The sequence below is a fragment of the Lysobacter sp. 1R34A genome, assembly GCF_051217035.1.
Taxonomy (GTDB): Bacteria; Pseudomonadota; Gammaproteobacteria; order Xanthomonadales; family Xanthomonadaceae; genus Lysobacter.
The window spans coordinates 1-25,942 of record NZ_JBPKJP010000039.1 but is presented as its reverse complement, the minus strand read 5'-3'; the positions used below and the strand labels follow the sequence as shown (position 1 = coordinate 25,942).

The 25,942-nt window shown below is 69.4% G+C and carries 20 protein-coding genes and 3 pseudogenes; 18 read left to right on the top strand and 5 right to left on the bottom strand.

The features are described from left to right. Positions 1-69: 69 nt before the first annotated feature. Positions 70-951: an energy transducer TonB gene (locus ACSAMQ_RS11140; RefSeq protein WP_435395706.1), complete on the bottom strand. Its 882-nt coding sequence runs from the start codon at positions 949-951 to the stop codon at positions 70-72. Next, complete coding sequence (gene gshB / locus ACSAMQ_RS11135) at positions 948-1,907, bottom strand: glutathione synthase (protein ID WP_435395705.1); 960 nt, start codon at positions 1,905-1,907, stop codon at positions 948-950. The genes ACSAMQ_RS11140 and gshB overlap by 4 nt, the downstream gene beginning before the upstream one ends. A 335-nt stretch (positions 1,908-2,242) precedes the next feature. Between gshB and pilG the strand changes: the two genes are divergently transcribed. From pilG to ACSAMQ_RS11085, 10 genes and pseudogenes are all read left to right on the top strand, one after another. After that, positions 2,243-2,641 carry a twitching motility response regulator PilG gene (pilG, locus tag ACSAMQ_RS11130; RefSeq protein ID WP_031372856.1) on the top strand — a complete coding sequence of 133 codons (399 nt, stop codon included), beginning with the start codon at positions 2,243-2,245 and terminating at the stop codon, positions 2,639-2,641. 19 nt (positions 2,642-2,660) lie between these two features. Continuing rightward, entirely contained in the window at positions 2,661-3,026 is a 366-nt protein-coding gene (locus tag ACSAMQ_RS11125; RefSeq protein WP_435395704.1) for a response regulator transcription factor, read from the top strand. A gap of 4 nt (positions 3,027-3,030) precedes the next feature. Then, positions 3,031-3,582 carry a chemotaxis protein CheW gene (locus ACSAMQ_RS11120; RefSeq protein WP_435395703.1) on the top strand — a complete coding sequence of 184 codons (552 nt, stop codon included), beginning with the start codon at positions 3,031-3,033 and terminating at the stop codon, positions 3,580-3,582. A gap of 50 nt (positions 3,583-3,632) precedes the next feature. After that, the gene (locus ACSAMQ_RS11115) at positions 3,633-5,651 is read left to right on the top strand and encodes a methyl-accepting chemotaxis protein (protein WP_435395702.1); all 2,019 of its coding nucleotides are present in this window, start codon (positions 3,633-3,635) and stop codon (positions 5,649-5,651) included. Positions 5,652-5,807: 156 nt separating this feature from the next. Next, positions 5,808-7,536: pseudogene (locus tag ACSAMQ_RS11110) on the top strand (Hpt domain-containing protein); the annotation flags it as partial. Positions 7,537-7,727: 191 nt separating this feature from the next. Continuing rightward, positions 7,728-8,171, top strand: a pseudogene (locus ACSAMQ_RS11105) (Hpt domain-containing protein); the annotation flags it as partial. Positions 8,172-9,854: 1,683 nt separating this feature from the next. Then, positions 9,855-12,704 (top strand): annotated as a pseudogene (locus tag ACSAMQ_RS11100) (response regulator); the annotation flags it as partial. Next, positions 12,697-14,499, top strand: coding sequence for a chemotaxis protein CheB (locus tag ACSAMQ_RS11095; RefSeq protein WP_435395701.1), 1,803 nt, complete (start codon positions 12,697-12,699; stop codon positions 14,497-14,499). The pseudogene ACSAMQ_RS11100 and the gene ACSAMQ_RS11095, both read left to right, overlap by 8 nt. Positions 14,500-14,630: 131 nt before the next feature. Further along, entirely contained in the window at positions 14,631-15,140 is a 510-nt protein-coding gene (locus ACSAMQ_RS11090; RefSeq protein WP_435395700.1) for a chemotaxis protein CheW, read from the top strand. A gap of 104 nt (positions 15,141-15,244) precedes the next feature. Then, positions 15,245-16,288 (top strand): acyltransferase family protein, encoded by a 1,044-nt coding sequence (locus ACSAMQ_RS11085; protein ID WP_435395699.1) that lies wholly within the window; start codon positions 15,245-15,247, stop codon positions 16,286-16,288. A 139-nt stretch (positions 16,289-16,427) separates the two neighbouring features. On the opposite strand, the gene ACSAMQ_RS11080 is transcribed toward ACSAMQ_RS11085, so the two are convergent. Next, complete coding sequence (locus ACSAMQ_RS11080; RefSeq protein ID WP_435395698.1) at positions 16,428-17,165, bottom strand: 16S rRNA (uracil(1498)-N(3))-methyltransferase; 738 nt, start codon at positions 17,163-17,165, stop codon at positions 16,428-16,430. Then, entirely contained in the window at positions 17,156-18,583 is a 1,428-nt protein-coding gene (bioA, locus tag ACSAMQ_RS11075; protein WP_435395697.1) for an adenosylmethionine--8-amino-7-oxononanoate transaminase, read from the bottom strand. Before bioA ends, ACSAMQ_RS11080 begins: the two co-directional genes overlap by 10 nt. Before the next feature lie 50 nt (positions 18,584-18,633). On the opposite strand from bioA, the gene nudE reads away from it, so the two are divergent. From nudE to ACSAMQ_RS11050, 5 genes are all read left to right on the top strand, one after another. Continuing rightward, complete coding sequence (gene nudE, locus ACSAMQ_RS11070) at positions 18,634-19,203, top strand: ADP compounds hydrolase NudE (RefSeq protein ID WP_435395696.1); 570 nt, start codon at positions 18,634-18,636, stop codon at positions 19,201-19,203. Beyond that, positions 19,200-20,039: a 3'(2'),5'-bisphosphate nucleotidase CysQ gene (gene cysQ / locus ACSAMQ_RS11065; RefSeq protein ID WP_435395695.1), complete on the top strand. Its 840-nt coding sequence runs from the start codon at positions 19,200-19,202 to the stop codon at positions 20,037-20,039. Before nudE ends, cysQ begins: the two co-directional genes overlap by 4 nt. After that, positions 20,032-20,871 (top strand): nucleoside triphosphate pyrophosphohydrolase, encoded by an 840-nt coding sequence (mazG, locus tag ACSAMQ_RS11060; protein WP_435395694.1) that lies wholly within the window; start codon positions 20,032-20,034, stop codon positions 20,869-20,871. Before cysQ ends, mazG begins: the two co-directional genes overlap by 8 nt. A 154-nt stretch (positions 20,872-21,025) precedes the next feature. Then, on the top strand, positions 21,026-21,331 hold the full coding sequence (locus ACSAMQ_RS11055) for an Mpo1-like protein (RefSeq protein ID WP_435395693.1): 306 nt from the start codon (positions 21,026-21,028) through the stop codon (positions 21,329-21,331). A 109-nt stretch (positions 21,332-21,440) separates the two neighbouring features. Beyond that, on the top strand, positions 21,441-22,070 hold the full coding sequence (locus ACSAMQ_RS11050; protein ID WP_435395692.1) for a hypothetical protein: 630 nt from the start codon (positions 21,441-21,443) through the stop codon (positions 22,068-22,070). Between the two features lie 97 nt (positions 22,071-22,167). Here the strand turns inward: ACSAMQ_RS11050 and ACSAMQ_RS11045 are convergent, their stop codons facing one another. After that, complete coding sequence (locus ACSAMQ_RS11045; RefSeq protein ID WP_435395691.1) at positions 22,168-22,509, bottom strand: DMT family protein; 342 nt, start codon at positions 22,507-22,509, stop codon at positions 22,168-22,170. A 105-nt stretch (positions 22,510-22,614) separates the two neighbouring features. Between ACSAMQ_RS11045 and ACSAMQ_RS11040 the strand changes: the two genes are divergently transcribed. From ACSAMQ_RS11040 to ACSAMQ_RS11030, 3 genes are all read left to right on the top strand, one after another. After that, a complete protein-coding gene (locus ACSAMQ_RS11040) occupies positions 22,615-23,325 on the top strand; it encodes a response regulator transcription factor (RefSeq protein ID WP_031373577.1) in 711 nt (236 codons plus the stop codon). 12 nt (positions 23,326-23,337) lie between these two features. Then, a complete protein-coding gene (locus ACSAMQ_RS11035; protein ID WP_435395690.1) occupies positions 23,338-24,669 on the top strand; it encodes a sensor histidine kinase in 1,332 nt (443 codons plus the stop codon). Positions 24,670-24,863: 194 nt separating this feature from the next. After that, the coding region (locus ACSAMQ_RS11030; RefSeq protein ID WP_435395689.1) for an efflux RND transporter periplasmic adaptor subunit at positions 24,864-25,942 on the top strand (1,079 nt) is incomplete at its 3' end.

Genomic DNA, 25,942 nt, shown 5'->3' with positions numbered 1-25,942 from the left:
TCGGATACGATGAATGAATCCGCGACGGTAGGCCAACGCAAGGCGAGCCGACCCGGGCCATGCAGAGCCTCACTCGTCCACCAGCGACCCGCCCGGCAGGAAATTCCAGGTGCGGGTGACGTGCAGGACGTCGGGGTTTTCTTCGGTGCGCGGCAGCGGCGGGTAGGGCTCGGCCAGCTTGGCGATGCGCAGGGCCGAGGCGTCGAGCAGGGCGATGCCGCTGCTGCGGATGATGTCGGCGCGTTCGACGCTGCCGTTGCGGCGCACCGCGACGCTGATCACCACTTGCCCGGCGAGCCGGCGGCGGCGGGCTTCGTCGGGGTAGTTGAGGTTGCCGACGCGCTCGACCCGATCGACCCATTCGCGCAGGTAGCCGGCCCAGGCGTACTCGGTGGTGCTGGCCGAGACGAACTTGCGGGTCGGGCGCTTGGCGTAGCGCTCCGAGCGCATGTGGATCTCGGCGGCCAGGCGGGCCATGTCGATGTCGTGTTCGATCTTGCGCGGGCCGGGCGGCAGCGGCCGCTCGGTCGGGGTCTGGGTGCTGCGGTCGCGCGCGGTCACGGTCTCGCCGCGGGTGCTGCTGACCACGCGCGCGACCGGTTCGGGCTGGGCGGTCGGCGACTGCGCGCGCAGCGCCATCTGGGCGACGCCGGCCTCGGCCTGCGGGGCCGGGCCGGACTGGTTGTCGCGCGGGCGCGTGCTCTTGTCGTGCTCGCCGCCGCCCTGGTTGTTGGCCTGGGCCAGGAAGTCGGCCTGCTTGGGCGTCAGCGCGGTCTGGGTCTGGGTCAGGATCACGTCCAGGGTCGGCACGACCGGCGCGGCCTGTTCCAGGGTGTAGCCGACGCCGAGCACGACGATGCCGTGCACCAGCAGCGACAGCACCATGGTCGCGCTGAAGCGCTGCGGTCCGGCGATACCGCCGGCCGGGGAGGCGGGGGCGACGGCGCTCATGCGGCCTGGGCGGCGACGCGGGCCTCGATCGCGTCGAACAGCAGTCCGGCGATGTTGAGGCCGAATTGTTCGTCGAGCTCGCGGATGCAGGTCGGGCTGGTGACGTTGAGCTCGGTCATGTAGTCGCCGATCACGTCCAGGCCGACGAACAGCATGCCGCGGCGCTTCATCTCCGGGCCGACTTCGGCGGCGATCCAGCGGTCGCGCTCGCTGAGCGGGCGGCCTTCGCCGCGGCCGCCGGCGGCGAGGTTGCCGCGGAACTCGTCGCCCTGCGGGATGCGGGCCAGGGCGTAGTCCACCGGCACGCCGTCGACCAGCAGGATGCGCTTGTCGCCGTCGCTGATCTCCGGCAGGTACTTCTGCGCCATGACCAGGTGGCGGCCCCCGTCGGACAGGGTCTCCAGGATCACGTTGACGTTCGGTTCGCCGGCGCGGACGCGGAAGATCGAGCGCCCGCCCATGCCGTCTAGCGGCTTGAGCACGGCTTCCTGATGGAAGGCGAGGAATTCCTTGACCGCGGCCGCATTGCGGCTGACCAGGGTCGCCGCGCAGCACTGCGGGAACAGCAGGGCGGCGAGCTTTTCGTTGTAATCGCGCAGGCCCTGCGGGTCGTTGACCACGAAGGCGCCGGCGCGCTGGGCCATGCTCAGGATCTGGGTGTCGTGCAGGTACTCGGCGTCGACCGGCGGGTCCTTGCGCATCAGCACAACGTGACCCATAGTCAGTTTAATTTGTGACCAGGTTCCCAGTTTGTACCAGCCACTGGGGTCGTCGCGCACTTCCAGAGCCGTCGCCTTCGCCATCGCATGACCACCGTGTAGGCTCAGTCCGCCCGGCTGCACGTACCAAAGCCGATGTCCCCGGCGCTGCGCTTCCAGTAGCATGGCGAAGGTCGAGTCCTTGGCGATCTTGATCGACCCGATCGGGTCCATCACGACGACGATGTCCAACGGCATGGGAACGGAATCCTGAAAGATTGACGGCGATGGTAGCAGGCGGGTCGCCGGTATCTGTCATGATGACGGGGTCGGAAACGGTCGCGCTGCGTCCATTTGCGACACGCAGCGATCAACAGGCTACTGCGCGATGCGACGGGGCGACGATGCGCGGACCGATGAACCGGCCTGCACAACGTTCGGTAGCGCACGGCGAGCCTGTTCCGGACGACGGAATCGCTGCGTATTCAGTTTCCAGGCACGGAATGCGCGCTTGACAGCCTGCGTGCGGCTTGGAATAAAGACGGCTTCGCGACGCCCGGGGAAATCGGCGTTCGCAATGGGGGATACAAAGAATGCTCGACGAGGTTCGTAGCGGCAGCCTCGATGGTCTAAGGGTCATGGTGATCGACGATTCCAAGACCATCCGTCGAACCGCCGAGACACTGTTGAAACGCGAAGGGTGCGAGGTGGTCACGGCCATCGACGGATTCGAAGCGCTGGCGAAGATCGCCGACCAGCAGCCACAGATCATTTTCGTGGATATCATGATGCCGCGTCTGGACGGTTATCAGACGTGCGCGCTCATCAAGAACAATCAACTGTTCAAGGGCACGCCGGTGATCATGCTGTCTTCGAAGGACGGCCTGTTCGACAAGGCGCGGGGCCGCATCGTCGGGTCCGAGCAATACCTGACCAAGCCTTTTACGCGCGAGGAACTCCTCGACGCGATCCGCAAGCACGTACACGCCTGACCGGGGGGTAAGGCACACCATGGCACGCATCCTGCTTATCGAGGACTCGCCGACGGATACCGCGGTCCTGACCCAGTTGCTTCAGCGCAATGGGCACGAAGTCTTCGCTTCGGGCAGCGCCGAGGACGGCATCGAAGCCTGCAAGCGCGAGCTGCCGGACCTGGTGATGATGGACGTGGTGTTGCCGGGCATGAACGGGTTCCAGGCCACGCGCGCGCTCAGCCGCGACGCGCAGACCAGCGCGATCCCGGTCCTGATCGTGAGCACCAAGGGCATGGACACCGACCGCGCCTGGGGCATGCGCCAGGGCGCGCGCGACTACATCGTCAAACCGCCGCGCGAGGACGAACTGATCGCGCGGATCAACGCATTGCTGGGTAACTGAAACGATGACGCTCAAGCCGCCGTTCGATGTGCTGACCGATTACGAGCGCCGCAGTCTGGCGCACGTGCCCGGGCTGCCCGAACAGCTCGACGCGCCCGGCCTGTGGCGCGGCGTCGGCTACCGCATCGGCGAACGGCGCCTGGCGTCGACCTTCGCCGAGGTGGTGGAAATCCTGTCGCTGCCGCAGGTCACCCACGTCCCCGGCTCGCAGCCGTGGATGCTCGGCCTGGCCAACGTCCGCGGCAACCTGCTGCCGATCGTCGACCTCAAGCAGTTCCTGGAAGGCGAGCGCACGGTGCTGCACGAGGGCCAGCGCATCCTGCTGGTGCGCCAGCCCGGCGGCGACGTCGCGGTATTGATCGACGAGCTCTACGGCCAGCGCAGCTTCCACGACCAGCAGCAGATCGCTCTCGAGGAAGGCGCCGAGCAGGGCCTCACCGAGGGCCGCTACGCGTATTTCATCGACCGGGCCTACCGCCTGGACGACCGTTACTGGGGCATCTTCAGCCTCGACCGCCTGGCCCGCACTCCCGAATTCCGACAAGCAGCGGCCTGAGCCGCTCCCTTCATCAGCCCGACTAGTAAGTTCACCGAGGTTTGCGAACCATGAGCACTGTGATGGACAACGCCGGCAAGAGCCGCCTTCTGGGCGCCAACACCTGGCTGATCGTACTGGCCGTATCGGTGCTGGTGTTCGGTCTCAACACAGGCTATGCGACCTGGAAAGGCGCCAGGCTCGGCGGCGCCGGTTCGGCGGCCTCGAACCTGCAGGTGAACTCGCAGAAGCTCGCCATTCAAGGCCGCGAAGCGGTCGGCGGCGCGAAGGACGCGTTCGCCGAGTTCAAGAAGACCAAGGCCGCGATCGACGAAGACGTGCAGACGCTCAACGCCAACTTCGGCGACACCGCCGGCGTGTCGGGCCCGATCGGCGTGGTCAGCAAGAGCTGGCAGCCGCTGGGCCAGAGCGCCGAGCAGGTGATCGCGAGCGAGAAGGCGGTGCTGGCGCTGGCCGGCAACGCCGACAGCTTCTCCAGCCGCGTGCCGCAACTGCAGGCGCGCCTGGACGAACTGGTCCGCGCCATGTCGGCCTCCGGCTCGCCGTCCTCGCAGGTCTACATCGCCCTGCGCCAGGTCGTGCTGTCGGCGACCATGGCCCGACGCATCACCGAAATCCGCGCCGGCGGCAGCGGCGCCGGCATGGCCGGCGAAGCGCTGGTCCGCGACGCCACCGTGTTCGGCAACGTCCTGACCGGCCTGCGCAAGGGCGACACCTCGTTCGGCGTGACCGCGCTGTCGAACTCCAGCGCGCTCGCCGCGCTCGGCCAGGCCGAGGCGCTGTGGCTGGAAATGAAGAAGGACCTCGACGCGATCTCGGCCAGCTCCAAGGACCTGTTCCAGGCCCAGGCCGCGGCCGAATCGATCACCAGCGGCTCGGAACGGCTGTTGAGCGAAAGCGAAACGCTGTTCAGCGCCTTCACCGCGTTCGGCTCGCTGCGCGACAAGAGCGTGTTCGGCAACCTGTGGCTGTCGATCATCTCCGGCCTGGCCGCGCTGGTCGCGATCGCCGGCTTGCTGTTCTCGCTGAACTACGCCCAGCAGCGCCGCTACCAGACCACCAAGGAACTCAACGACCGCAACCAGGAGGCCATCATGCGCCTGCTGGACGAAATGGGTTCGCTCGCAGAAGGCGACCTGACGGTCAAGGCGACGGTGACCGAGGACATGACCGGCGCGATCGCCGACTCGATCAACTTCGCCGTCGAGCAGCTGCGCAGCCTGGTGCAGACCATCACCGACACCTCGGTGCAGGTCGCCTCCTCGGCCCAGGAAACCCAGGCCACCGCGATGCACCTGGCCGAAGCGGCCGAACACCAGGCCCAGGAGATCAACTCCGCCTCCGACCGCATCAGCGAAATCGCCGCCTCGATCGACCAGGTCTCGAAGAACTCGGCCGAGTCGGCCGACGTGGCGCAGCGCTCGGTGCAGATCGCGACCAAGGGCGCGGGCGTGGTGCGGCAGACGATTCAGGGCATGGACTCGATCCGCGACCAGATCCAGGAAACCTCGAAGCGAATCAAGCGCCTGGGCGAAAGCTCGCAGGAAATCGGCTCGATCGTCGAACTGATCAACGACATCTCGGAACAGACCAACATCCTGGCGTTGAACGCGGCCATCCAGGCGGCATCGGCAGGCGAGGCGGGCCGCGGCTTCGCGGTCGTGGCCGACGAAGTGCAGCGACTCGCAGAACGCGCCTCCAACGCAACCAAGCGAATCGAGACGCTGGTCCAGACAATTCAGTCCGACACCAACGAAGCTGTCAGCTCGATGGAACAGACGACCTCGGAAGTGGTCGCGGGTGCGCGCCTGGCCGAGGACGCCGGTACCGCGCTGGGCGAGATCGAAAAGGTGTCGTCCGACCTGTCGAACCTCATTCAGGGCATTTCCAGTGCGGCCCAGCAGCAGTCCAGCGCCGCCTCGAACATCACCCAGACCATGAACACGATTCAGCAGATCACCTCGCAGACCTCGCAAGGCGCCAACCAGACCGCAGCGTCGATTGGAAACCTGGCGCAACTGGCGGCCGACCTGCGCCGTTCGGTTGCCGACTTCAAGCTGCCGGCCTGACCCGGCGGCAGCCGAGACACGACGCGGCGCTTTGAAACGGCGGCTTTGGGACGGGATTAAAAGAAGGGTTGTATCGAGGATGAAGCTTCCGACACATCGCTGCCAGAGCCACGGTCCGCGTCTGCGACGCGGTCCCGCCGACGGGCGGGTCGCGTCATGACCGCGTTGCGCGAAGCGATCGACACCACCACGCTGGGCTGGATCAAGCCCGAGCTGGACGAAACCCTGCGCCAGGCGCGCCAGGAGATCGAGGCATTCGCCGAAGATCCCGCCGACGCCTCGCGCATGCGGGTCTGCGCGAACCATCTGCATCAGGTGCACGGCACCCTGCGGATGGTCGAGCTGTACGCGCCGGCCATGGTCGCCGAGGAGATGGAGCGTCTGGCCATCGCCCTGCAGCAGGGCCAGGTCGCCGACCGCGACGAGGCCTGCGCGGCGCTCATGCGCGGCGTGGTGCTGCTGCCCGACTACCTGGAACGGTTGCAGGGCGGGCATCGCGACATTCCGATCGTGCTGCTGCCGCTGCTCAACGAGCTGCGCGCCACGCGCGGCGAGTCCGGACTCAACGAAAGCGTCCTGTTCGCCCCCAATCTCGACCGTCCGCTGCCGGCGCATCTGCCGCCGCCGCTGCCGGTCGGCAGCGCCGCCGGCCGCAACGCCAGCGCGCCGCACCTGGCTTCGCTGCGCGACGCCCTGGCCGGCTGGCCGGAAGACGGCGCGCCCTCGAACCCGGCCCAGCTCGCCTCCGCGATCGACGGCCTGCTCGCCGACGTCGTGCTGGAACCGGTGCGGCGCATGCTGTGGGTGGCCTCGTCGGTCGCCCACGCCCTGCGCGACGGCGCGTTGCCGGCGACCCGCGCCCTGCGCCAGGCTTTCGGCGGCGTCGACCGCGAAGCGCGGCAGATGCTGTCCGACGACGGCTTCAGCGCGCCGCGCGGCGAACCCGCGGCCGAGCCGACCCGTCAGCTGCTGTATCACGTCGCCCACAGCGACGGCCGCCACCCGGCGCTCGACGACCTGCGCCAGACCTTCGAACTCGCCGCGCACCTGCCCAGCGAGTCGGAACTCGAACACGCCCGCGGCAGCCTCAGCGGCCGCAACCGCGCGCTGCTCGACACCGTCGCGGCGGCGATCAAGGAAGACCTGCTGCGGGTCAAGGACGCCCTCGACCTGCACCTGCGCACCAACCAGACCGACCCCGGCGAATTGCGTCCGCAGGTCGACGCGCTGGCCCGGGTCAGCGACACGCTGGGCATGATGGGGCTGGGCATGGCCCGCACCGTGGTGCTGCAGCAGCGCGAAGCCATGCACGAAATCGTCGAGGGCCGTCGCGCCGCCGACGAGGGCACCTTGCTCGACGTGGCCGGCGCCTTGCTCTATGTCGACGCCTCGCTGGACGACCAGGTCTCGCGCCTGGGCCTGCCGGACGACAAGGCCGAAGAGGACCTGCTCGCCGGCGAGGCGCGCAAGGTGCTCGACGTGGTCGCCCGCGAAGCCATCGCCAACTTCGGCGACGCGCGCCAGTCCTTCGTCGCCTTCGTCGAGACCAAGTGGGACCACGACGAGCTGACCGAAGTGCCGCGCGTGCTCGACGAAGTCGCCGGCGCCCTGCGCATGATCGAGCTGCCGCTGGCGGCCGATTACCTGACCGGGGTCAAGCGCTACACCGAAGTCGAACTGATCGGCCGCCGCCGCGTGCCCAGCGGCCAGCAGCTCGACACCCTGGCCGATGCGCTGGCGAGCCTGGAGTACTACCTCGAAGCGCTGCGCGAGCAGCGCCCGAACCGCGACGACATCCTCGACATCGCCCGCCAGAGCCTGGAAACCCTGCGCTATTGGCCGCTGCCGGACGTGATCCGGGTCGAACCGGCGGCCGAAGCCGCAGCGTCCGCGACGGTCGCCGCGACGCCGGCCGACGCATCGCAGGCCGACGCATCGCAGGCGCCGGCGGGCGAGACCTCGGCGGCCGAAGCCGTCGCCACCGACGGCCTCGAATCGTCCGATAGCGAACCGACGCTGGCAGCGCCGCCTTCAATCGAAGCCTTTGCGGCCGACACCGCCGAAGCTACCGCGGCGATGCAGGCCGAAGCCGTCGCCGCCGACGCCGCAAGCGAATCCACCGCGTCAGAAACCTCCGTGGCCGAGGCCGGCACTGCCGCAGCCGGCGCCGACACGGCGACCCCGGCGCATGCCGGCGGTGCGCTGATCGACGCCTCCCTGCTCGACGCGGTGCCCGACGCGGCGCCGTCGATGCTCGGCCAGTCGGCCGCGACCGGCGGCTTCGAACAGGTCGACGACATCGACGACGAAGTGCGCGAGATCTTCCTCGAGGAATTCGAAGAGGAAATCGCCAACCTCGACAACCTGCTGCCGGCCTGGCGCGAAGCGCCGGACGATCTGGCGCGCGTGCAGCCGGTGCGGCGCGTGTTCCACACCCTCAAGGGCAGCGGCCGCCTGGTCGGCGCGCGCACCCTGGGCGAGTTCAGCTGGAACATCGAAAACCTGCTCAACCGCGTGCGCGAACACGGCCGCGCGGCGAGCCCGGAAGTGATCGACCTGGTCGAGCACGCCCATCGCGCGCTGCCGGGCTTCTACGCCGCCCTGCGCAACCAGGGCCCGCTGACGATCGACGTCGCCGGCATCGAGGCGCACGCCGATCTGCTCGCGACCGGCGAAGAGGCTTTCTATAAGCCGCCGCAAGCCGCCATCGAAGCCGAAGCCGTGGCCGCGCCGGCGATCGACGGGCCTTACGTGCCGGCTTCGGTCGACCCGGTCCTGCTCGAAATCCTCGACGGCGAAGTGGCCGGCCATCTGGTCACCATCGAAGCCTGGCTCGCGGCGTCGCAGCCGCTACCGCAGCTCGCCAACGACGGCCTGCAGCGTTCGATCCACACCTTGAACGGCGCCTTCGCGATGACCGAAGTGCCGGTCATCACCGACGTCACCGCGCCGACCGAAGCCTACGTCAAGCGCCTGCTCGCCAGCGCCGCGCCGGCCAGCGCCGAAGGCGTGGCCGCGTTGACCGCGGTGGCCGACGCGATCCGCCGCACGGTCGAGGCGCTGAAGTCGCCGACCCCGCACGTGCCGATGTTCCTCGGCCTGCCCGAACGCATCGCCGCGTTGCGCGACAGCCTGCCCGACGCGCGCTCGCCGATGATCGCCGAGGAGATCTACCACGACGACGTCCTGCCGGAAGGCCAGGACCTGTCGGAGCTCACCGTCAACGACCTCAGCGCGTTCGGCGATTACGACCCCGCGCGCGAATTCGGCCAGGCCGACGGCGACGCCGCCGCGCCGAAGCCGGTCTCGCGGACCGATTTCGACGGCGACGAACTGAGCCTGGGGCTCGACCTGTTGCCGAGCGGTTTCGCCGACAGCACCTTGGAAGCCGCGCGTCTCGAGGCCGAGCGCGCCGAAGCGGCTCGTCTCGAGGACGAGCGCCTCGAAGCCGAACGTCTGGCTGCCGAGCAGGCCGAAGTCGAGCGTCTCGAGGCCGAACGCCTGGCCGCCGAGCAGGCCGAGGCCGAACGCCTCGAAGCCGAGCGTCTGGCCGCCGAGCAGGCCGAAGCCGAGCGTCTCGAAGCCGAGCGCCTGGCTGCCGAGCAGGCCGAAGCCGAGCGCCTCGAAGCCGAGCGCCTGGCTGCCGAGCAGGCCGAAGCCGAGCGCCTCGAAGCCGAGCGCCTGGCTGCCGAGCAGGCCGAAGCCGAGCGTCTCGAAGCCGAGCGCCTGGCTGCCGAGCAGGCCGAAGCCGAGCGTCTCGAAGCCGAGCGCCTGGCCGCCGAGCAAGCCGAGGCCGAACGCCTGGAAGCCGAGCGCCTGGCCGAGGAAGAGCGCCTCGAATACGAGCGCCTCGAAGCCGAGTACGCCGCCGAAGCTCAGCGCGCCGAACAGGCCCGCCTGGAAGAAGCGGCGCGCCTCGAAGCCGAACGCATCGCCGCCGAACAGACCGAAGCCGAGCGACTCGAAGCCGAGCGCCTGGTTGCCGAACAGGCCGAAGCCGAGCGCCTGGCCGCCGAACAGGCCGAAGCCGAGCGACTCGAAGCCGAGCGCCTGGCCGCCGAACAGGCCGAAGCCGAACGTCTCGAAGCCGAGCGCCTGGCCGCCGAGCAAGCCGAAGCCGAGCGCCTCGGAGCCGAGCGCCTGGCCGCCGAACAGGCCGAAGCCGAGCGTCTCGAAGCCGAGCGCCTGGCCGCCGAACAGGCCGAAGCCGAACGTCTCGAAGCCGAGCGCCTGGCTGCCGAACAGGCCGAAGCCGAACGTCTCGAAGCCGAGCGCCTGGCTGCCGAGCAGGCCGAGGCCGAACGTCTCGAAGCCGAACGCCTGGCCGCCGAACAGGCCGAAGCCGAGCGCCTGGAATACGAACGTCTCGAAGCCGAATACGCCGAGGCCGACCGCCTCGCACGCGAGCAGGCCGAGGCCGACGCCCAGGCCGATGCCGCTGCCGAACAGCCGGCGACCGATCTGGCCCAGGCCCGTCTCGACGACCGCGGCACCGACAGCGAAGCCGCGGCCAACGACAACGACGAAGCGCCCGGCGCCGAGGTCGAACGTCCGGCCGCAGCGGTCGCCGCGGGCGCCAGCTCGGCGGTGCAGACCGGTATCGCCGCCGGCGTGCCGGCCGCCCTGGCCGCGATCTTCGCGCACGCCTCCAACGCCGATCCCGACCCGGACGAAGCGCTCGACGTCAGCGAACTCGATCCCGAACTCGTCGACATCTTCGTCGAAGAGGGCGGCGACCTGCTCGATCATTCCGACGGCCTGCTCGCGCAACTGCGCGAGACCCCCGGCGAACGCGAACCGCTGGTCGGCCTGCAGCGCGATCTGCACACGCTCAAGGGCGGCGCGCGCATGGCCGGCATCATGGCCGTGGGCGAACTCGGCCACGTCATGGAGTCGCTGCTCGAAGCGGTCGTGGACCATCGCACCGAACTCGGTCGCGACGGCCTGGTCCTGCTCGAACGCGGGTTCGACCGCCTGCACGCCATGATCACGCGGGTCGGCACCGGCCGCGCGATCGCGATGCCGGAAGCCCTGATCTCGGTGTTCGAAGCGCGCTGGCGCGGCGAGGCGATGCCGAGCTTCGCCGGTCTCGAACCGGTCGAAGCCCAGGCCGCCCAGCCGCAACCGCAGGCCAAGCCGGTCGCGGCCGAGCAGGACGGCCTCAAGCCGCTGTCGGCGCCGATCATCGACGCGCCGCTCGGCGACGAAGACGAGATCGGCGTGCGGGCGCCGCAGGAACAGGTGCGCATCCGCGCCGACCTGCTCGATCGCCTGGTCAATTACGCCGGCGAAGTCGCGATCTATCGCGCCCGCCTGGAGCAGCAGCTGGGTGCGTTCCGCGGCGCGATCGCGGAAATGGCGCAGACCAACCTGCGCATGCGCGACCAGCTGCGCCGCCTGGAAATCGAAACCGAAGCGCAGATCATCGCGCGCTACCAGCGCGAGGGCGATGCGGGCGATCAGTCGTTCGATCCGCTCGAGCTCGACCGCTTCTCGACCCTGCAGCAACTGTCGCGCGCGCTGACCGAATCGGCGGCCGACCAGAACAGCCTGCAGAACACCCTCGACGACCTGACCCGCCAGTACGAAACCCTGCTGTTGCAGCAGTCGCGAGTCAGCTCGGAGTTGCAGGAAGGCCTCATGCGCACGCGCATGGTGCCGTTCGACACCCTGCTGCCGCGCCTGCGCCGCGTGGTTCGCCAAGCGTCCAGCGAGCTCGGCAAGCAGGTCACGCTCAAGCTCGAAGGCACCCAGGGCGAACTCGACCGCAACGTGCTCGAACGCATGACCGCGCCGCTGGAGCACATGCTCCGCAACGCCGTCGCGCATGGCCTGGAGCGTCCGGAACAGCGTCGCGCCGCCGGCAAGCCGGAAGAAGGCACGGTGCGCATCGCGGTGCGCCGCGAAGGTTCGGAAGTCGTGCTCGAAGTGGCCGACGACGGCGCCGGTCTCGACCGCGCGGCGATCCGCCGCCGCGGCGAGGAACGCGGCCTGGTCCGCGCCGACGCGGTCATCGCCGAAGCCGACCTGGACTCGCTGATCCTCGAACCGGGCTTCTCCACCGCCGACGAGGTCAGCCGCCTCGCCGGTCGCGGCGTCGGTATGGACGTGGTCGCCAGCGAAGTCCGCCAGCTCGGCGGCACCCTGGACATCCACTCGCGTCCGGGCCACGGCGTCCACTTCACCCTGCGCCTGCCGCAGACGCTTGCGGTCACCCAGGCGGTGTTCGTGCGCATCGGCGACATCACCTTCGCCGTGCCGATCGCTTCGGTGCGCGGCGTCGGCCGCCTGTCGCGCGAACTGCTCGACGCGGGCGAGGCGAACTACCGTTACGGCGGCGAAGACTATGTCGTCCACGACCTCGGCACCCTGATCGGCCACGCGCCGGCCAAGGCCGAAGGCCAGCTGCAGATGCCGTTGCTGCTGATCCGCTCCGGCGATCTGCGCGCCGCCATCACCATCGACCAGGTCATCGGCAACCGCGAAATCGTGGTCAAGCCGGTCGGCCCGCAGGTGGCGTCGGTGCCGGGCATCTTCGGCGCGACCATCATGGGCGACGGCCGCGTGGTGGTGATCCTCGACGTCGCGCCGCTGGTGCGCCGCCGCACCGCGCAGTTGCTCGACTTCGCCCAGGTGGTCGAACCGCCGCCGGCCCCGGCGGAAACCCGCCGCGTACCGCTGGTGATGGTGGTCGACGACTCGGTGACGATGCGCAAGGTCACCGGCCGCGTGCTCGAACGCCACAATTTCGAGGTCATCACCGCGAAGGACGGCATCGATGCGCTGGAGCGCATGGCCGAGCGCGTGCCCGACCTGATGCTGCTCGACATCGAAATGCCGCGCATGGACGGGTACGAGCTGGCCACGCAGATGAAGGCCGACGCGCGCATGCGCGACGTGCCGATCGTGATGATCACCTCGCGTACCGGCGAAAAGCACCGCCAGCGTGCGTTCGAGATCGGTGTCGAGCGCTACCTCGGCAAGCCTTACCAGGAGCTTGAATTGATCCGCAACGTGTTCGAACTGCTCGGAATCGCGCGTCATCATGGCTGAAGCAGAACGTCGCGTAGCGTTGTTGGCGCGGGCCGGCGTGGCCTGCGACCGTTTGCGCAGCGCGCTCGGCGATGCCGGCGCGAACCTGGTGCTGGTGGGCGACCCGACCGCGCTGGAACCGGACGCGCTCGACGCGGCCGATCCGGACGTGGTCGTGGTGGTGCTCGATCCGGCCACCGAGGACGCGCTGGACCGTTTCGAGAACCTGCTCGTCGATCCTTCGATCGAGGTGATCTTCGAGGAAGCCGAACTGACGGTGTCGCGCGAGGGTTGGGACGAGGCGCGTTGGGCGCGCCATCTCAGCGCCAAGCTGCACCGCCACGACGACGTGTTGCCGCCGGGCCGCGAGCCCGAGCCGGAACCCGATCCGATGCTGATCTCGACCGGGTTCGAGCGACCGCTCGCGGCGGGATCGCCGCTGGCGCAGGAGCCGGTCGGATTCGATCCGGCCTCGGCCGAGACCTCGCTCGACCCGCTGTCGTTCGTCGCCGCCGAACAGATCGGCGAACTGGCGCGGGTCGCACCGTCGCCGCCGCCGGTCGAGGACGATATCGAGTTCCTCACCGCCGAAGCGGCGATCGAGGACGACGCCGAACGGCTCGACATCGATGAAATCGTCGCCGAACCGCTCGAAACCGAACAGTTCGCCGCTACCGAAGAGCTCGTCGCCGCCGAAGCGGTCGCGGCCGACGACTTCGACCTGGACCATCTGACTCTGGAAGCGGTCGACAGCCAGGACGACGTCCCGGGCAACGCCGCGCCGTATTCGCCGACGCTGGAGGAGTGGGTGGAACCGGCCGCGGCCCATGCCGACGTGCCCGCACTCGACGAAACCGGGCTCGGCGATCTGGAAGTCTGGCGCGCGCCGCCGCAGGACCAGGTCCGCGAGCTGATCGATTTCGACAGCGCTTTCGCGATCCAGGACGACAAGCCCGTACCCGGGTTCGAATCCGAGTCGGCGCCGACGGTCGCGCCGCTCGATTTCGACGACGGCCGCAACGAACGCGCCGCCGCCGAAGCGCGCAGCTTCGAGAGCGATTTCGAGTTCGATTTGAACGAAGACCTGCCGGCGGCGCCGAAAGCGCCGTTGCCGCCGGCGCCGACAGTGCCGGACTGGTCGTTCAGCGACGAGGCCAGCCTGGTCAGCGCGGCCACCGGCCAGAGCGGCGCGCACGGCAACGCCGGCGTCGGCAAACACGATCTCGACGAAATTGAGCGGCGTATTTCCAGCCTTGAGCTGGTCGACGACAGCCAGCCTGTTTCGACCCGCAACGGCGCCGTGCTGGTGCTCGCCGGCATCGGCGGACCCGATGCGGTGCGCCAACTGCTCGGCGCGCTGCCGGAGAATTTCGGCCGGCCGGTGCTGGTGCAGCAGCGCCTCGACGGCGGCCGCTACGACAAGCTTGTCGCGCAGATGCAGCGCGCCACCTCGGTGCTGGTCAAGCTCGCCGAAGCCGGCACGCGCACCATCGACGGGGTGATCTACATCCTGCCGGCGGGGCTCGGCATCGAAGTCGGCGACAGCGGCATCCAGTTCGTCGAAGGCGGCGAAGTGCTCGACGTCTTGCCGGCTTCCGACAGTGCGGTGTTGTTGTTCAGCGGCGCCGACCCGGCCCAGGTCGACACGGCGATGACGCTGTCCGCGCACGGCGCGATGGTCGCCGGCCAGTCGCCCGACGGTTGCTACGATGCGGCCGCCGCCAGCGCGGCGATAGCGCGCGGCGCCGGCAGCGGTCAGCCGGCCGAACTCGCCGCCAAGTTGGCCTCGCGCTGGTCCATGCAGAGCGCGATCTGAGGCGCCGGCCAAGCGCTTGAACGCCGTCGCCGGGCGCGACGGCACCGAATCCCGGATTCCGGCGTCATCGAATCCACCGCAACAGATCCACCGGTTGAAGGCCGCGCGAGCCGCGGCGAGGACGCGAAGCGATGTCGAACGAGAACCAGATCAGCGACGCAGCCCCCGAAACCAGCGCGCACGCGGACATCCGCGGCGTGTTGATCCAGGTCGGCGGCGGACGACTGCTGCTGCCCAACGCGACCATCGCCGAGGTGCTGTCCTACGCGCCGCCGGCGCCGATCGACGACGCGCCGCGCTGGCTGCTCGGCCAGATCCGCTGGCGCGGTTGGCATCTGCCGCTGGTCGCGTTCGGCGAACTGTCCGGGCTGGCCCGCGAGCAGGGCGGCCTGGGCAGCAAGGTCGTGGTGCTGAAGGCGCTCAGCGCCGCCTCGCGCTTGCCGTATTTCGCCCTGTTGACCCAGGGCTTCCCGCGCTTGGTCACCGTGTCGCGCGACAGCCTGTCGGTCGCCGGACGCGAAGGCGACGTGCTGCCGCATGCGGTGCAGGCGCGCGTGCTGCTCAACGACGATCCGGCGCTGCTGCCGGATCTGGAAGCGCTGGAAGCGCTGATCGGCGAAGCGCTCGCGCAAGCGGCGTGAGTCCGGCGCCGCAGGCCGGCGGCGCGGCGCCGCAGCCGCGCCCTTTATCCGGCCCGCCGTCTGGCCCACCCTCGGCTGCGGCGGCGCCGAAACGTTTCGCTTCGGTGGACGCCCTGCGCGGCCTGACCGTCGCGGCGATGTTGCTGGTCAACAACCCCGGCGACTGGGGCCATGTCTATGCGCCCTTGCAGCATTCGCAATGGCACGGCTTCACCCCGACCGATCTCGTGTTCCCGATGTTCTTGTTCATCGTCGGCGTGTCGATCGCGCTGGCGCTGATGCCGCGCCGCGAGCACGGCGTCGCCGCGGCGACCCTGCTTCGACCGGCGCTGTGGCGCGCCCTGCGCATCGTCGGCCTCGGACTGTTGCTGCATGCCTGCGGGATGTGGGCGATCGGCCACGAGCAGTTGCGCATCCCCGGGGTCTTGCAGCGGATCGGCCTGTGTTTCGCGGCCGCGGCGCTGATCGCGCTGTACGTGCCGGCGCGGGTGCAATGGATCGCCTGGGCGGGGTTGCTGCTCGGGTACGCCGGCTTGCTCGCCTCCGGCGGCAGCTACGCGCCGTTCGAGAACATCGCCAGCCGCATCGACAGCGCCTTGTTCGGCGCCCACGTCTTCCAGATCGATGCGGCCAGCGGCCGCGGCCACGACCCCGAAGGCCTGGTGTCGACGCTCGGCGCGCTCGCGACCACCTTGCTCGGGCTGCGCGCCGGCGATTGGTTGCGTCGCGGCCAGGCGCGCGCGCTGTGGATCGCCGGCGCGGCCTGTCTGCTCGCCGGTTGGGTCGCGGCGCATTGGCAGCCGCTGAACAAGAATCTGTGGACCCCGGCCTACGTGCTGTGGAGCGGCGGTCTGTCGTGTTGGGTGCTGGCCGTGTTCCACCAGCTGATCGACCGTCGCGGTTGGCCCGCGGTCGGACGCGCCTTCGGTGTCAACGCGATCGCCGCCTACGCCGGCTCGGCCCTGTTGCTGTATCTGCTGATCGGCATGGGCTGGCTGCAACCGGTGTATCGGCGCGGCTTTGCCGACTGGATGACCCCGTCGGTCGGGCCGTATCCGCCCTCGTTGGCGTTCGCGCTGGTCTTCGTCGCGTTGTGGTGGGGCGTGGTGCGTTGGCTGGATGCGCGGCGGATCTATTTCAAGATCTGAGCGCGGTTCCCTGATGTGGATGGCGCAAAGGTACCGGCAACGGCAAATCCCCCGCACCCTGCCGCGCATCGCAGTTCACCCCTTTTGGAGGGTGCAGAGGGGATTTGCTTCCGCCTCGAGACGGTAACGAGTCGCAGCCTCAAGCCAGATCGCCGAACCTCGCCTGCAAGGCCGCGATCGCCGCCAGGCCGGCGGTTTCGGTGCGCAGGATGCGCGGGCCCAGGCGCAAGCCCTGGAAGCCGGCATCGCGCAGCTGTTGGCGGTCCAGCGGCGACCAGCCGCCTTCCGGGCCGATCGCCAGCAACACCGGCGCTTCGCTCGCGACCGCCAAGGTGGCGAAGGCGAGTTCGCCTTCGGGGTCGAGGATCAGGCGCAGCCCGCCCGGCGGCAACGCCGCCAGGGTCGCCGCCAACGAACGCGGCGCCGACACTTCGGGCACGCGGGCGCGGCCGCTCTGTTCGCAGGCCGAGGCGACCACGCTGCGCCAATGCGCATGGCGTTTCTCGGCGCGCGCTTCGTCGAGCTTGACCTCGCTGCGCTGCGACCACAGCGGATGCATCGCGTGCACGCCGAGCTCGGTGGCCTTCTGCAGGATCAGGTCCATTTTCTCGCCGCGCGCGATGCCCTGCAGCAGCACCAGGGGCAGCGGCGACTCGCGCTCGACTTCCTGCGCCGACTCGACCGCCACCCGCACCTCGCGCTTGCCGAGCGCGACGATGCGGCCGTGGTAGTCGCGGCCGTCGCCGTTGAACAGCACGCAGGCATCGCCGACCTCGTGGCGCAGCACGCGGGCGAGATGGGTCGCGGGGCCTTCGGGCAGCGCCACCTCGCGGCCCGCGCCGAGCTCGGCGTCGACATGGACTCGGGTCAGGCGCATGCGGCGGTCTCCCGCACGGCCTGGTCGATCGCCGCGCGCGTGGTGTCGGCGAGCAGGGCCAGGGCCTCTTCGTCGATCGAATAGGGCGGCATCCAGTACAGCACGTCGCCGAGCGGGCGCAGCAGCACGCCGCGTTCGAGCGCGGCGCGGTAGGCGTGCAGGCCGATGCGCGCGGCAGGGTCGAACGGGGTGCGCTTGTTGCCGTTACGGGTGAGTTCGAAGGCGACGATCATGCCGGCCTGGCGCACGTCGGCCACGTGCGGGTGATCGGCGAACTCGGCGGCGAGCCGGGCCATGCGCGCGCTGGTGGCGCGATTGCGGACCAGGATGTCGTCGTCGCGGAAGATATCCAGGCTGGCGAGCGCCGCCGCGCAGGCCAGCGGGTTGCCGGTATAGCTGTGCGAATGCAGGAAGGCGCGTTCGCGCGAATCGTCGAGGAAACCGTCGTAGATCGACTGCGTGGTCAGCACCGCGGCTAGCGGCAGGGCGCCGCCGGTCAGGCCCTTCGACAAACACAGCAGGTCGGGCATGACCCCGGCCTGTTCGCTCGCGAACAGGGTGCCGGTGCGGCCGAAACCGACCGCGATCTCGTCGGCGATCAGGAACACGCCGTGCTCGTCGCACAGTTCGCGCGCCAGTTTGAGATACAGCGGGTCGTGCATGCGCATGCCGCCGGCGCATTGCACCCGCGGCTCCAGGATCAGCGCGCAGACCTCGTCGGCATGGCGTTCGAGCAGATCGCGCAAAGCCGCCGCAGCGACCTGTGCGCGTTCGGCCGGGCTCTGGCCGGGTTCGCACAGGTAGGCGTCGGGCGAGGGCGCGAACAGCGACTCCGCCAGCAGCGGCGCGTAGATGCGCCGGTACAGCGGGATGTCGCCGACGGCGAGCGCGCCGAGGGTCTCGCCGTGGTAGCCGTTCTCCAGGGCGATGAACTTGGTCCGGCCTTCGATGCCGCGGTTGCGGAACCAATGGAAGGCCATCTTGAGCGCGACCTCGACCCCGGCCGAACCGTTGTCGGCGTAGAACACTTTGCTCAACGGCGCGCGCCCGTCCTGGCGCGGCGCCAGCGCCAGCAGGCGCTCGGCGAGCTCGACCGCGGGCGCATGCGAACAGCCGGCCAGGATCACGTGTTCGAGGGTCCGCGCCTGGGTCGCGATGGCCTCGGCGATGCGCGGCTCGGCGTGGCCGAACAGGTTGGTCCACCAGCTCGAGATCGCATCCAGATAGCGACGCCCGTCGTGTCCGATCAGCCACGGTCCGCGCCCGCTCGCGATGGGCAGCAACGGCAGCGTATGGGGGTGTTCGCGCATCTGGGTGCAGGGATGCCAGAGCACCGCCAGGTCGCGTTCTCGCCAGGAGTCCGCCGCGTCGGCGCCCGGCTCTGTTAGCATCGTCGTGTCGTGAGTGATCTCTCGCATCCCCCTATTATCGTGCCTTTCCGCTCCCCGCTCACGCCCGGAGCCGCGCCATGACCCGGCGGCTGCCGACCATTCATCACGTCACCGAGCACGAGGCCGGTCCGTACCGGCTGGAACGGCTCGATCTCGAGTTTTCCAACGGCGAGCGCCGCCAGTACGAGCGCCTGCACGGGCGCGGCCATGGCGCGGTCGTGGTGGTGCCGATGATCGACGACGACACGGTGCTGCTGGTGCGCGAATACGCCGCCGGAGTGCATCGCTACGAGCTCGGCCTGGTCAAGGGCCGCATCGACGCGGGCGAGAGCCCGATCGAGGCCGCCGACCGCGAGCTCAAGGAAGAAGCCGGCTACGGCGCGCGTTCGCTGACCGTGCTTCGCTCGCTGACCCTGGCGCCGACGTACATGAGCCACCAGGCCCATCTGGTCCTCGCCCGCGATCTCTACCCCGAGCGCCTGCCCGGCGACGAACCCGAGGAGCTCGAAGTGGTGCCGTGGAAGCTCGACGACCTGCACGAGCTGATCCTGCGCCAGGATTTTTCCGAGGGCCGCAGCATCGCCGCGCTGTTCATCGCGCGCGAGTGGCTGCGCAACGGCGAACCGCAGCCGGAGCCGCAGGCATGAGCGCCGCCGAGCCGAACCGGCCCCTGCTGAGCCAGGCCCAGATCGAAGGCGCGATCGAGATCGCACGTGCCGCCGCGGGCGCGATCCTGGCCGTCTACGAGAGCGAGTTCGCGGTCGAGCGCAAGGCCGACGCCTCGCCGGTCACCGCCGCCGACATGGCCGCGCACCACCTCATTCTCGACGGGCTCGCCCGGCTGACCCCGGACATCCCGGTGCTGTCGGAAGAATCCGCGCACGAAGTCAGCTTCGAGCAGCGCCGGCACTGGTCGCGGCTGTGGCTGGTCGATCCGCTCGACGGCACCCGCGAATTCGTCAAGCGCAACGGCGAGTTCTCGGTCAACCTGGCCTTGATCGACCACGGCGAGCCGGTGTTCGGCCTGATCCAGGCGCCGGTCGGCGGCGCGCTGTGGTACGCCCAGCGCGGCGGCCGCGCCTACCGCCGCGACGGCGACGACGAGCGCGAAGTGCGGGTGCGCGCGCCGGCGGCGCAGCCGCTGAGGGTCGCGGCGAGCCGTTCGTTCCACAGCGATCGCGCCGAGCGGGCGATAGCGCGGCTGCAACGCGAAGCGCCCGGCGGCATCGACATGCTCAGCCTGGGGTCTTCCCTGAAATTCTGCCAGATCGCCGAGGGCGGTCTCGACCTGTACCCGCGTTTCGGCCCGACCAGCGAATGGGACACTGCCGCCGGCCAGTGTGTGCTCGAAGCCGCCGGCGGCGCGGTATTCGATCCGCAGGGCCGGCCGTTCCGCTACAACCAGCGCGCCGGCATTCTCAACGGCGATTTCGTCGCCGTGGGCGACCTCGCCCTGCCGTGGAAGGAGTGGCTCGATGGCTGAAGTGCTGAACCTGCCGCCGGGCATCGCCGGGCTGCTCGCGATCATGGCGCGCCTGCGCGATCGCGACAGCGGCTGCCCCTGGGACCTCGAACAGGATTTCGCCTCGATCGCGCCGTACACGATCGAAGAAGCCTACGAAGTCGCCGACGCCATCGATCGCAAGGACCTGGTGTCGCTGAAGGACGAACTCGGCGACCTGCTGCTGCAGGTCGTGTTCCATGCGCGCATGGCCGAGGAGCAGGGCGCGTTCGCCTTCGACGACGTGGTCGCGGCGATCAGCGACAAGATGGTGCGCCGGCATCCGCACGTGTTCGGCGACGCCAGCGTCGAGGACGTCGAGGCGCAGACCGTGGCCTGGGAAGAACAGAAACGCCGCGAGCGCGAAGCGGCGGGCGAGGTCGACACGTCGGCCCTGGCCGGCATCGCCCGCGGCCTGCCCGAGTGGCAGCGCGCGGTGAAACTGCAAAAGCGCGCGGCCGCGGTCGGTTTCGACTGGCCCGACGTCGCCCCGGTGATCGCCAAGCTGCACGAGGAAATCGAGGAAGTCCGCGCCGAGTTCGCCGCGGTCGCGGCCGCGCCCGACGATGCGGCCGCGCGCGCGCGCCTCGAGGACGAGATCGGCGACGTATTGTTCGTCTGCGCCAACCTGGCCCGCCACGGCAAAGTCGACCCGGGCGCGGCGCTGCGCCGCGCCAACCTCAAGTTCGAACGCCGCTTCCGCGCGATGGAGACCCTGGCCGCGCAGGACGGCCTGGCCCTGGCCGAGTTGCCGCTGGAAGGCCAGGACGCGTACTGGGACCGGGCCAAGCGCGCCGAACGCGGCGAGTCCTGAGCGGAGCCACCGAGCCGCGTTCCACCGCGCACGCTCGACGGTGCCCCCGAGCTTGCGGCGTTGCCAACGGCGCGGCAGGATGCGGGCAGGTTCGGCGACGACGGGGCGAAACGCTCCGGTTGAGCGACGCGCGCGATCAAGCGAGGGCAGGGACATGGCGAACCGTTTTGCGAGTTTCCGCGAGTTCTACCCGTTCTATCTGAGCGAGCACAGCAACCGCACCAGCCGGCGCCTGCATTTCATCGGCAGTTGCGGGGTGCTGGCGTTGCTCGCGCTGGCCCTGTGGCAGGGGCGGCCCGGGCTGCTGCTCGCGGCGCTGGTCTGCGGTTACGGTTTCGCCTGGGTCGGGCATTTCTTCTTCGAGAAGAATCGCCCGGCCACCTTCAAGCACCCGCTGTATTCCTTCGTCGGCGACTGGGTGATGTTCAAGGACATCCTGACCGGCAAGATCAAGTTCTGAAGCACCAGCGGGAACTCCTCAGGGAAAGCTCCACCGGGTAAAACCACCGGGAAGCGACGCCGAGCCGACACCGATCGGCCGCGTGGCTCCATCCATCAAGGAAGATGCCGTGTCATCGAAGAACGCTCTGTATGGCCTGATGTTGACCTGTCTGTGGCCGGGCGCGGTGTCGGCGTCGACCGCCGCGCAGCCCGACGTGCCGATGCGCGTGTCGCCGTGGCTCGGCGACAGCATGGACAGTAAGACCTGTCCGATCGTTCACGTCTATCTCGCCGGGGCGCGCTCTGCCGAAGCCGGCTCGGCCGAAGGCGGCCCGGTCGAGGCCGGGCCGATCGAGGGCGGCGCCGCGCTGGCGACGGTGTGGCGCAACCGCGACGACGAAACCTCGGCGCTCGAGGCTTGGCCGACGCTGCATTTGTCGGTGGCCGGCACGCCCTATGCCTTGCGCCGCGAGGGCGCGCATTCGGATATCGAGACCCTGGGCCTGGAGCGGCAGCGCGGCCAGACCCTGCGCTGGTCGGATCCCGGCGAGAAGCTCTCGGCGGAGCTGCGCCTGGGCCCGCCAAGCCTGTCGGTCGAGCAGGATGGGCGCTGGGTACGGTTGCCGGCGGCGCAGGCGGCGCAGGCGCGCGCGGAGGGCGCCAGCAGCCTGACCCGCTGGAGAGGGCGGCTGACGATCGACCTGCGCGGCCAGCGCTGGTCGCGCGAGGTCGAGGTCGAGTCCCTGTGCGGCCCTTGAACGGGCCGGCCGGGATCGCTCCACCGAGCTCGGTTAAACAAGCTCAGTAAGCAAGCTCAGCTAAGCAAGCTCAGCTAAGCAAGCTGAAGCAGCAGACTCAATCCAGGAAAATCAGCCAGGCCGCGACCACGATCAGGCCGAACCCGGCCCAGTGGTTCCATTTCAGCGGCTCGCCGAGGTACCAGGCCGAAAAGCCGGCGAACACCAGCAAGGTGATCACCTCCTGCATGCCCTTGAGCTGCGGCGCCGAGTACACCGCGCTGCCGAGGCGGTTGGCCGGCACCTGCAGGCAGTACTCGAACAGGGCGATGCCCCAGCTGACCGCGATCGCCAGCACCAGCGGCGACGACTTGTATTTGAGATGGCCGTACCAGGCGAACGTCATGAAGATGTTCGAGCCGAGCAGCAGCAGGATCGGGTAGAGGCGGTCGGCAAGCATCGGCGCGTTTCGTGACGGGGGAGCAGTCAGCGTAGCGAGGGTCTTCACGGGCCGTCCACCTTGGCGAGGGCAACCTTCACAAAACTGAAGGAATGGAGAGGCTGCATGCAGGGTACGAGAGACGGAGGGCTGGTCCTGATCGTCGAAGACAACCGCAATATCTCCGAAATGGTCGGCGAGTACCTCGAAAGCCGCGGCTTCGAGGTCGACTACGCGGCCGACGGTCTCGACGGTTACCGCCTTGCCACCGAGAACAGTTACGACGTGATCGTCCTGGACCTGATGCTGCCGCGCATGGACGGCATCGAGGTCTGCAAGAAGCTGCGCGAGGAAGCCCGCAAGTCCACCCCGGTGCTGATGCTGACCGCACGCGACACGCTCGACGAAAAACTCACCGGCCTGAGCGCCGGCGCCGACGATTACCTGACGAAGCCGTTCGCGATCCAGGAACTGGAAGCGCGCCTGCGCGCCCTGATCCGGCGCGAGCGCCGCCAGGTCGGCGGCGAGGTGCTCAAGGTCGCCGACCTGGTGCTCGACCCGGCCAGCCTGCGGGTCACCCGCGGCGGCAGCGAGCTGCAGTTGTCGCCGATCGGCCTGCGCCTGTTGACCATCCTCATGCGCGAATCGCCGCGCGTGGTCAGCCGCCAGGAAATCGAGCGCGAAATCTGGGGCAACGGTTTGCCGGATTCCGACACTCTGCGCAGCCACCTGTACAACCTGCGCAAGACCATCGACAAGCCGTTCGACAAGCAGCTCTTGCATACCGTGCAGAGCGCCGGCTACCGGGTGGCAGACATCTCGCAGCCGCCGGACTGACCGGCCGAGACCATGCCGCAGGGGCTACCGCGCAAGATCAAGCTTGCGTTCATTCTGCAAGCCTTGATCGGCAGCATCGCGATCACGCTGGGCATCCTCCTGGCGGGACTCGCGGTGCGCCACGTGGTGCTCGAGCAGCGCATGCAACGCGAGGCCGACGACTATTGGGCCGGGCGCATCCGCGACCCGAACTACCCGCTGCCGCGCACCTCGACCACGCGCGGCCATTTCGTCCCCACCGGCGACAGCGACTCGATGTTGCCGGCGGTGATCCGCGCGTTCGACTCGGGCCTGCACGATCTGCCCGGCGGCGGCAGGGTGGTATTGGTGGACCGGCGCGAGCCCGGCACCTTCTACATGATCTACGCCACCGAGCTGATCGACGAGGCGATCCTCTACACCGGGCTGTTCTCGCTGCTGCTGTCGTTGCTGACGACCTACCTGATTTCCTGGCATACCTACCGCACCTCCAAGCGCCTGGTCTCGCCGGTGAGCTGGCTGGCCAACGTGGTCTCGCAATGGGACCCGCGCGATCCCGACACCAGCCTGATCGAGCCGATCAAATTCCCCTACGACCCCGGCAGCGAGGTGCGCCGGCTGTCGAGCTCGCTCAGCGGCCTGGCCGAGCGGGTCAGCGACTTCGTCGAGCGCGAACGCGACTTCACCCGCGACGCCAGTCACGAACTGCGCACGCCGCTGACGGTGATCCGGGTCGCCACCGACCTGATGCTGGCCGACCCCGATACGCCGCTGCGCGCGCAACGCTCGCTGCTGCGCGTGCAGCGCGCCGGCCGCGACATGGAGGCGGTGATCGACGCCTTCCTGATCCTGGCGCGCGAGTCCGACGTCGAGCCGCAGTCGGAAGAATTCCTGGTCCGCGACATCGTCGACAACGAAATGGAGCGGATCCTGCCGCTGCTCAACGGCAAGCCGGTGGAGCTGCATCTGTACGACGAAGGCGGGCCGCGCCTGAACGCGCCGCCGCACGCGCTCGGGGTCATGGTCGGCAACCTGCTCAGCAATGCGGTGCGTTTCACCGACCAGGGCCGCATCGACGTGCGCCTGAGCCGCGACAGCATCGAGATCCGCGACACCGGCATCGGCATGTCGGTGGAGACCCTGACCAAGGCGTTCACGCCGTTCTACCGCGCCGATTTCTCGGCCGGCGACGGCAAGGGCATGGGCCTGTCGATCGTGCGCCGGCTCGGCGAACGCTTCGGCTGGCCGGTGACTCTGACCAGCGCGCCCGGGCAGGGCACCACCGCGGTGATCCGTTTCCGCCCCGGCAGCGCGACTCTGAGCACCCATATGCCGCCGCTGCCGCGCCGCCCCGGCGCCGACTGAGCCTGGCCGCCGGCTGCGACGCTTTCGCACCCTGGCGAATCCTTGTGCAGAACGCCGGTCGCCGGGCCGGTTCCGCTTGCGCGGGCGATGGACGAAACTGAACCGTTCGCGCGGGCCGCGGTCCGGGCAGCGAGCGCTGTCAACCGCATTCAGCCACGCGCGTTCGCGCCTCCATAGCCCACGATCCGAGTCCCATGAGCGCAGCCAAGCCGACCTCACCCGCGACGAACAAGAACGGGCGCCGCAAATCGCCATGGCCCAAGCGCATCGTCGTCGCTGCAGTGGCGCTGGCGTTGGCCGGCGGAGCCTGGACGCTCTACCGGCAGCGCAATGCCGAACAGGCCGCGGGCGCCTACCGCACCGCCAAGGTCGAGCGCGGCGACATTCGCGTCGCCATCTCGGCCACCGGCGCGCTCTCGGCGATCTCGACCGTCGACGTCGGCAGCCAGATCTCCGGCCAGGTCACCGAAGTGCTGGCCGACTACAACGACCGGGTCAGCAAAGGCCAAGTGATCGCGCGCATCGACCCGGCCACCTACGAAGCGCAGATCGCCCAGGGCTCGGCCCAGGTCAGCAACGCCCGCGCCGGCCTCGCCACCGCGCAGGCGACCCTGCGCAACGCCGAGCTCGACTATCAGCGCAAGTCGGAACTGGCCAAGAACCAACTCGTCGCGCGCAGCGATGCGGACCTGGCCCGCGCCGCGCGCGACCAGGCCCGCGCCCAGTTGGCCGGCGCCGAGGCCCAGATCAACCAACAGATCGCCTCGACCCAGACCTCGCGCCTCAACCTGCAGCGCACGGTGATCCGCGCGCCGGTCGACGGCGTGGTGTTGACCCGCAGCATCGAGCCCGGCCAGACCGTGGCCGCGAGCCTGCAGTCGCCGGTGCTGTTCCAGATCGCCGAAGACCTGTCGAAAATGGAGATCGTGCTGGCGATCGACGAGGCCGACATCGGCCAGGTCAAGCCGGGGCAGAGCGTCAACTTCACCGTCGACTCTTTCCCCGACCGTCAGTTCCGCGGCGCCGTGCAGCAGGTACGGTTGTCGGCGACCAACACCAGCAACGTCATCACCTATCCGGTCGTGGTCTCGGTCGACAACGGCGACGGCGTGCTGCTGCCGGGCATGACCGCCAACGCCGAGATCGAAGTCAGCCGCCGCGACGACGTGCTGCGGGTCAGCAACGCCGCGCTGCGCTACAAGCCGGCCGACCAAGCAGCCGGTGCCGGCGCAGCCGGCGGCCCTCCCGGCGGTGCGCGCGGCGGCCTCGGCGG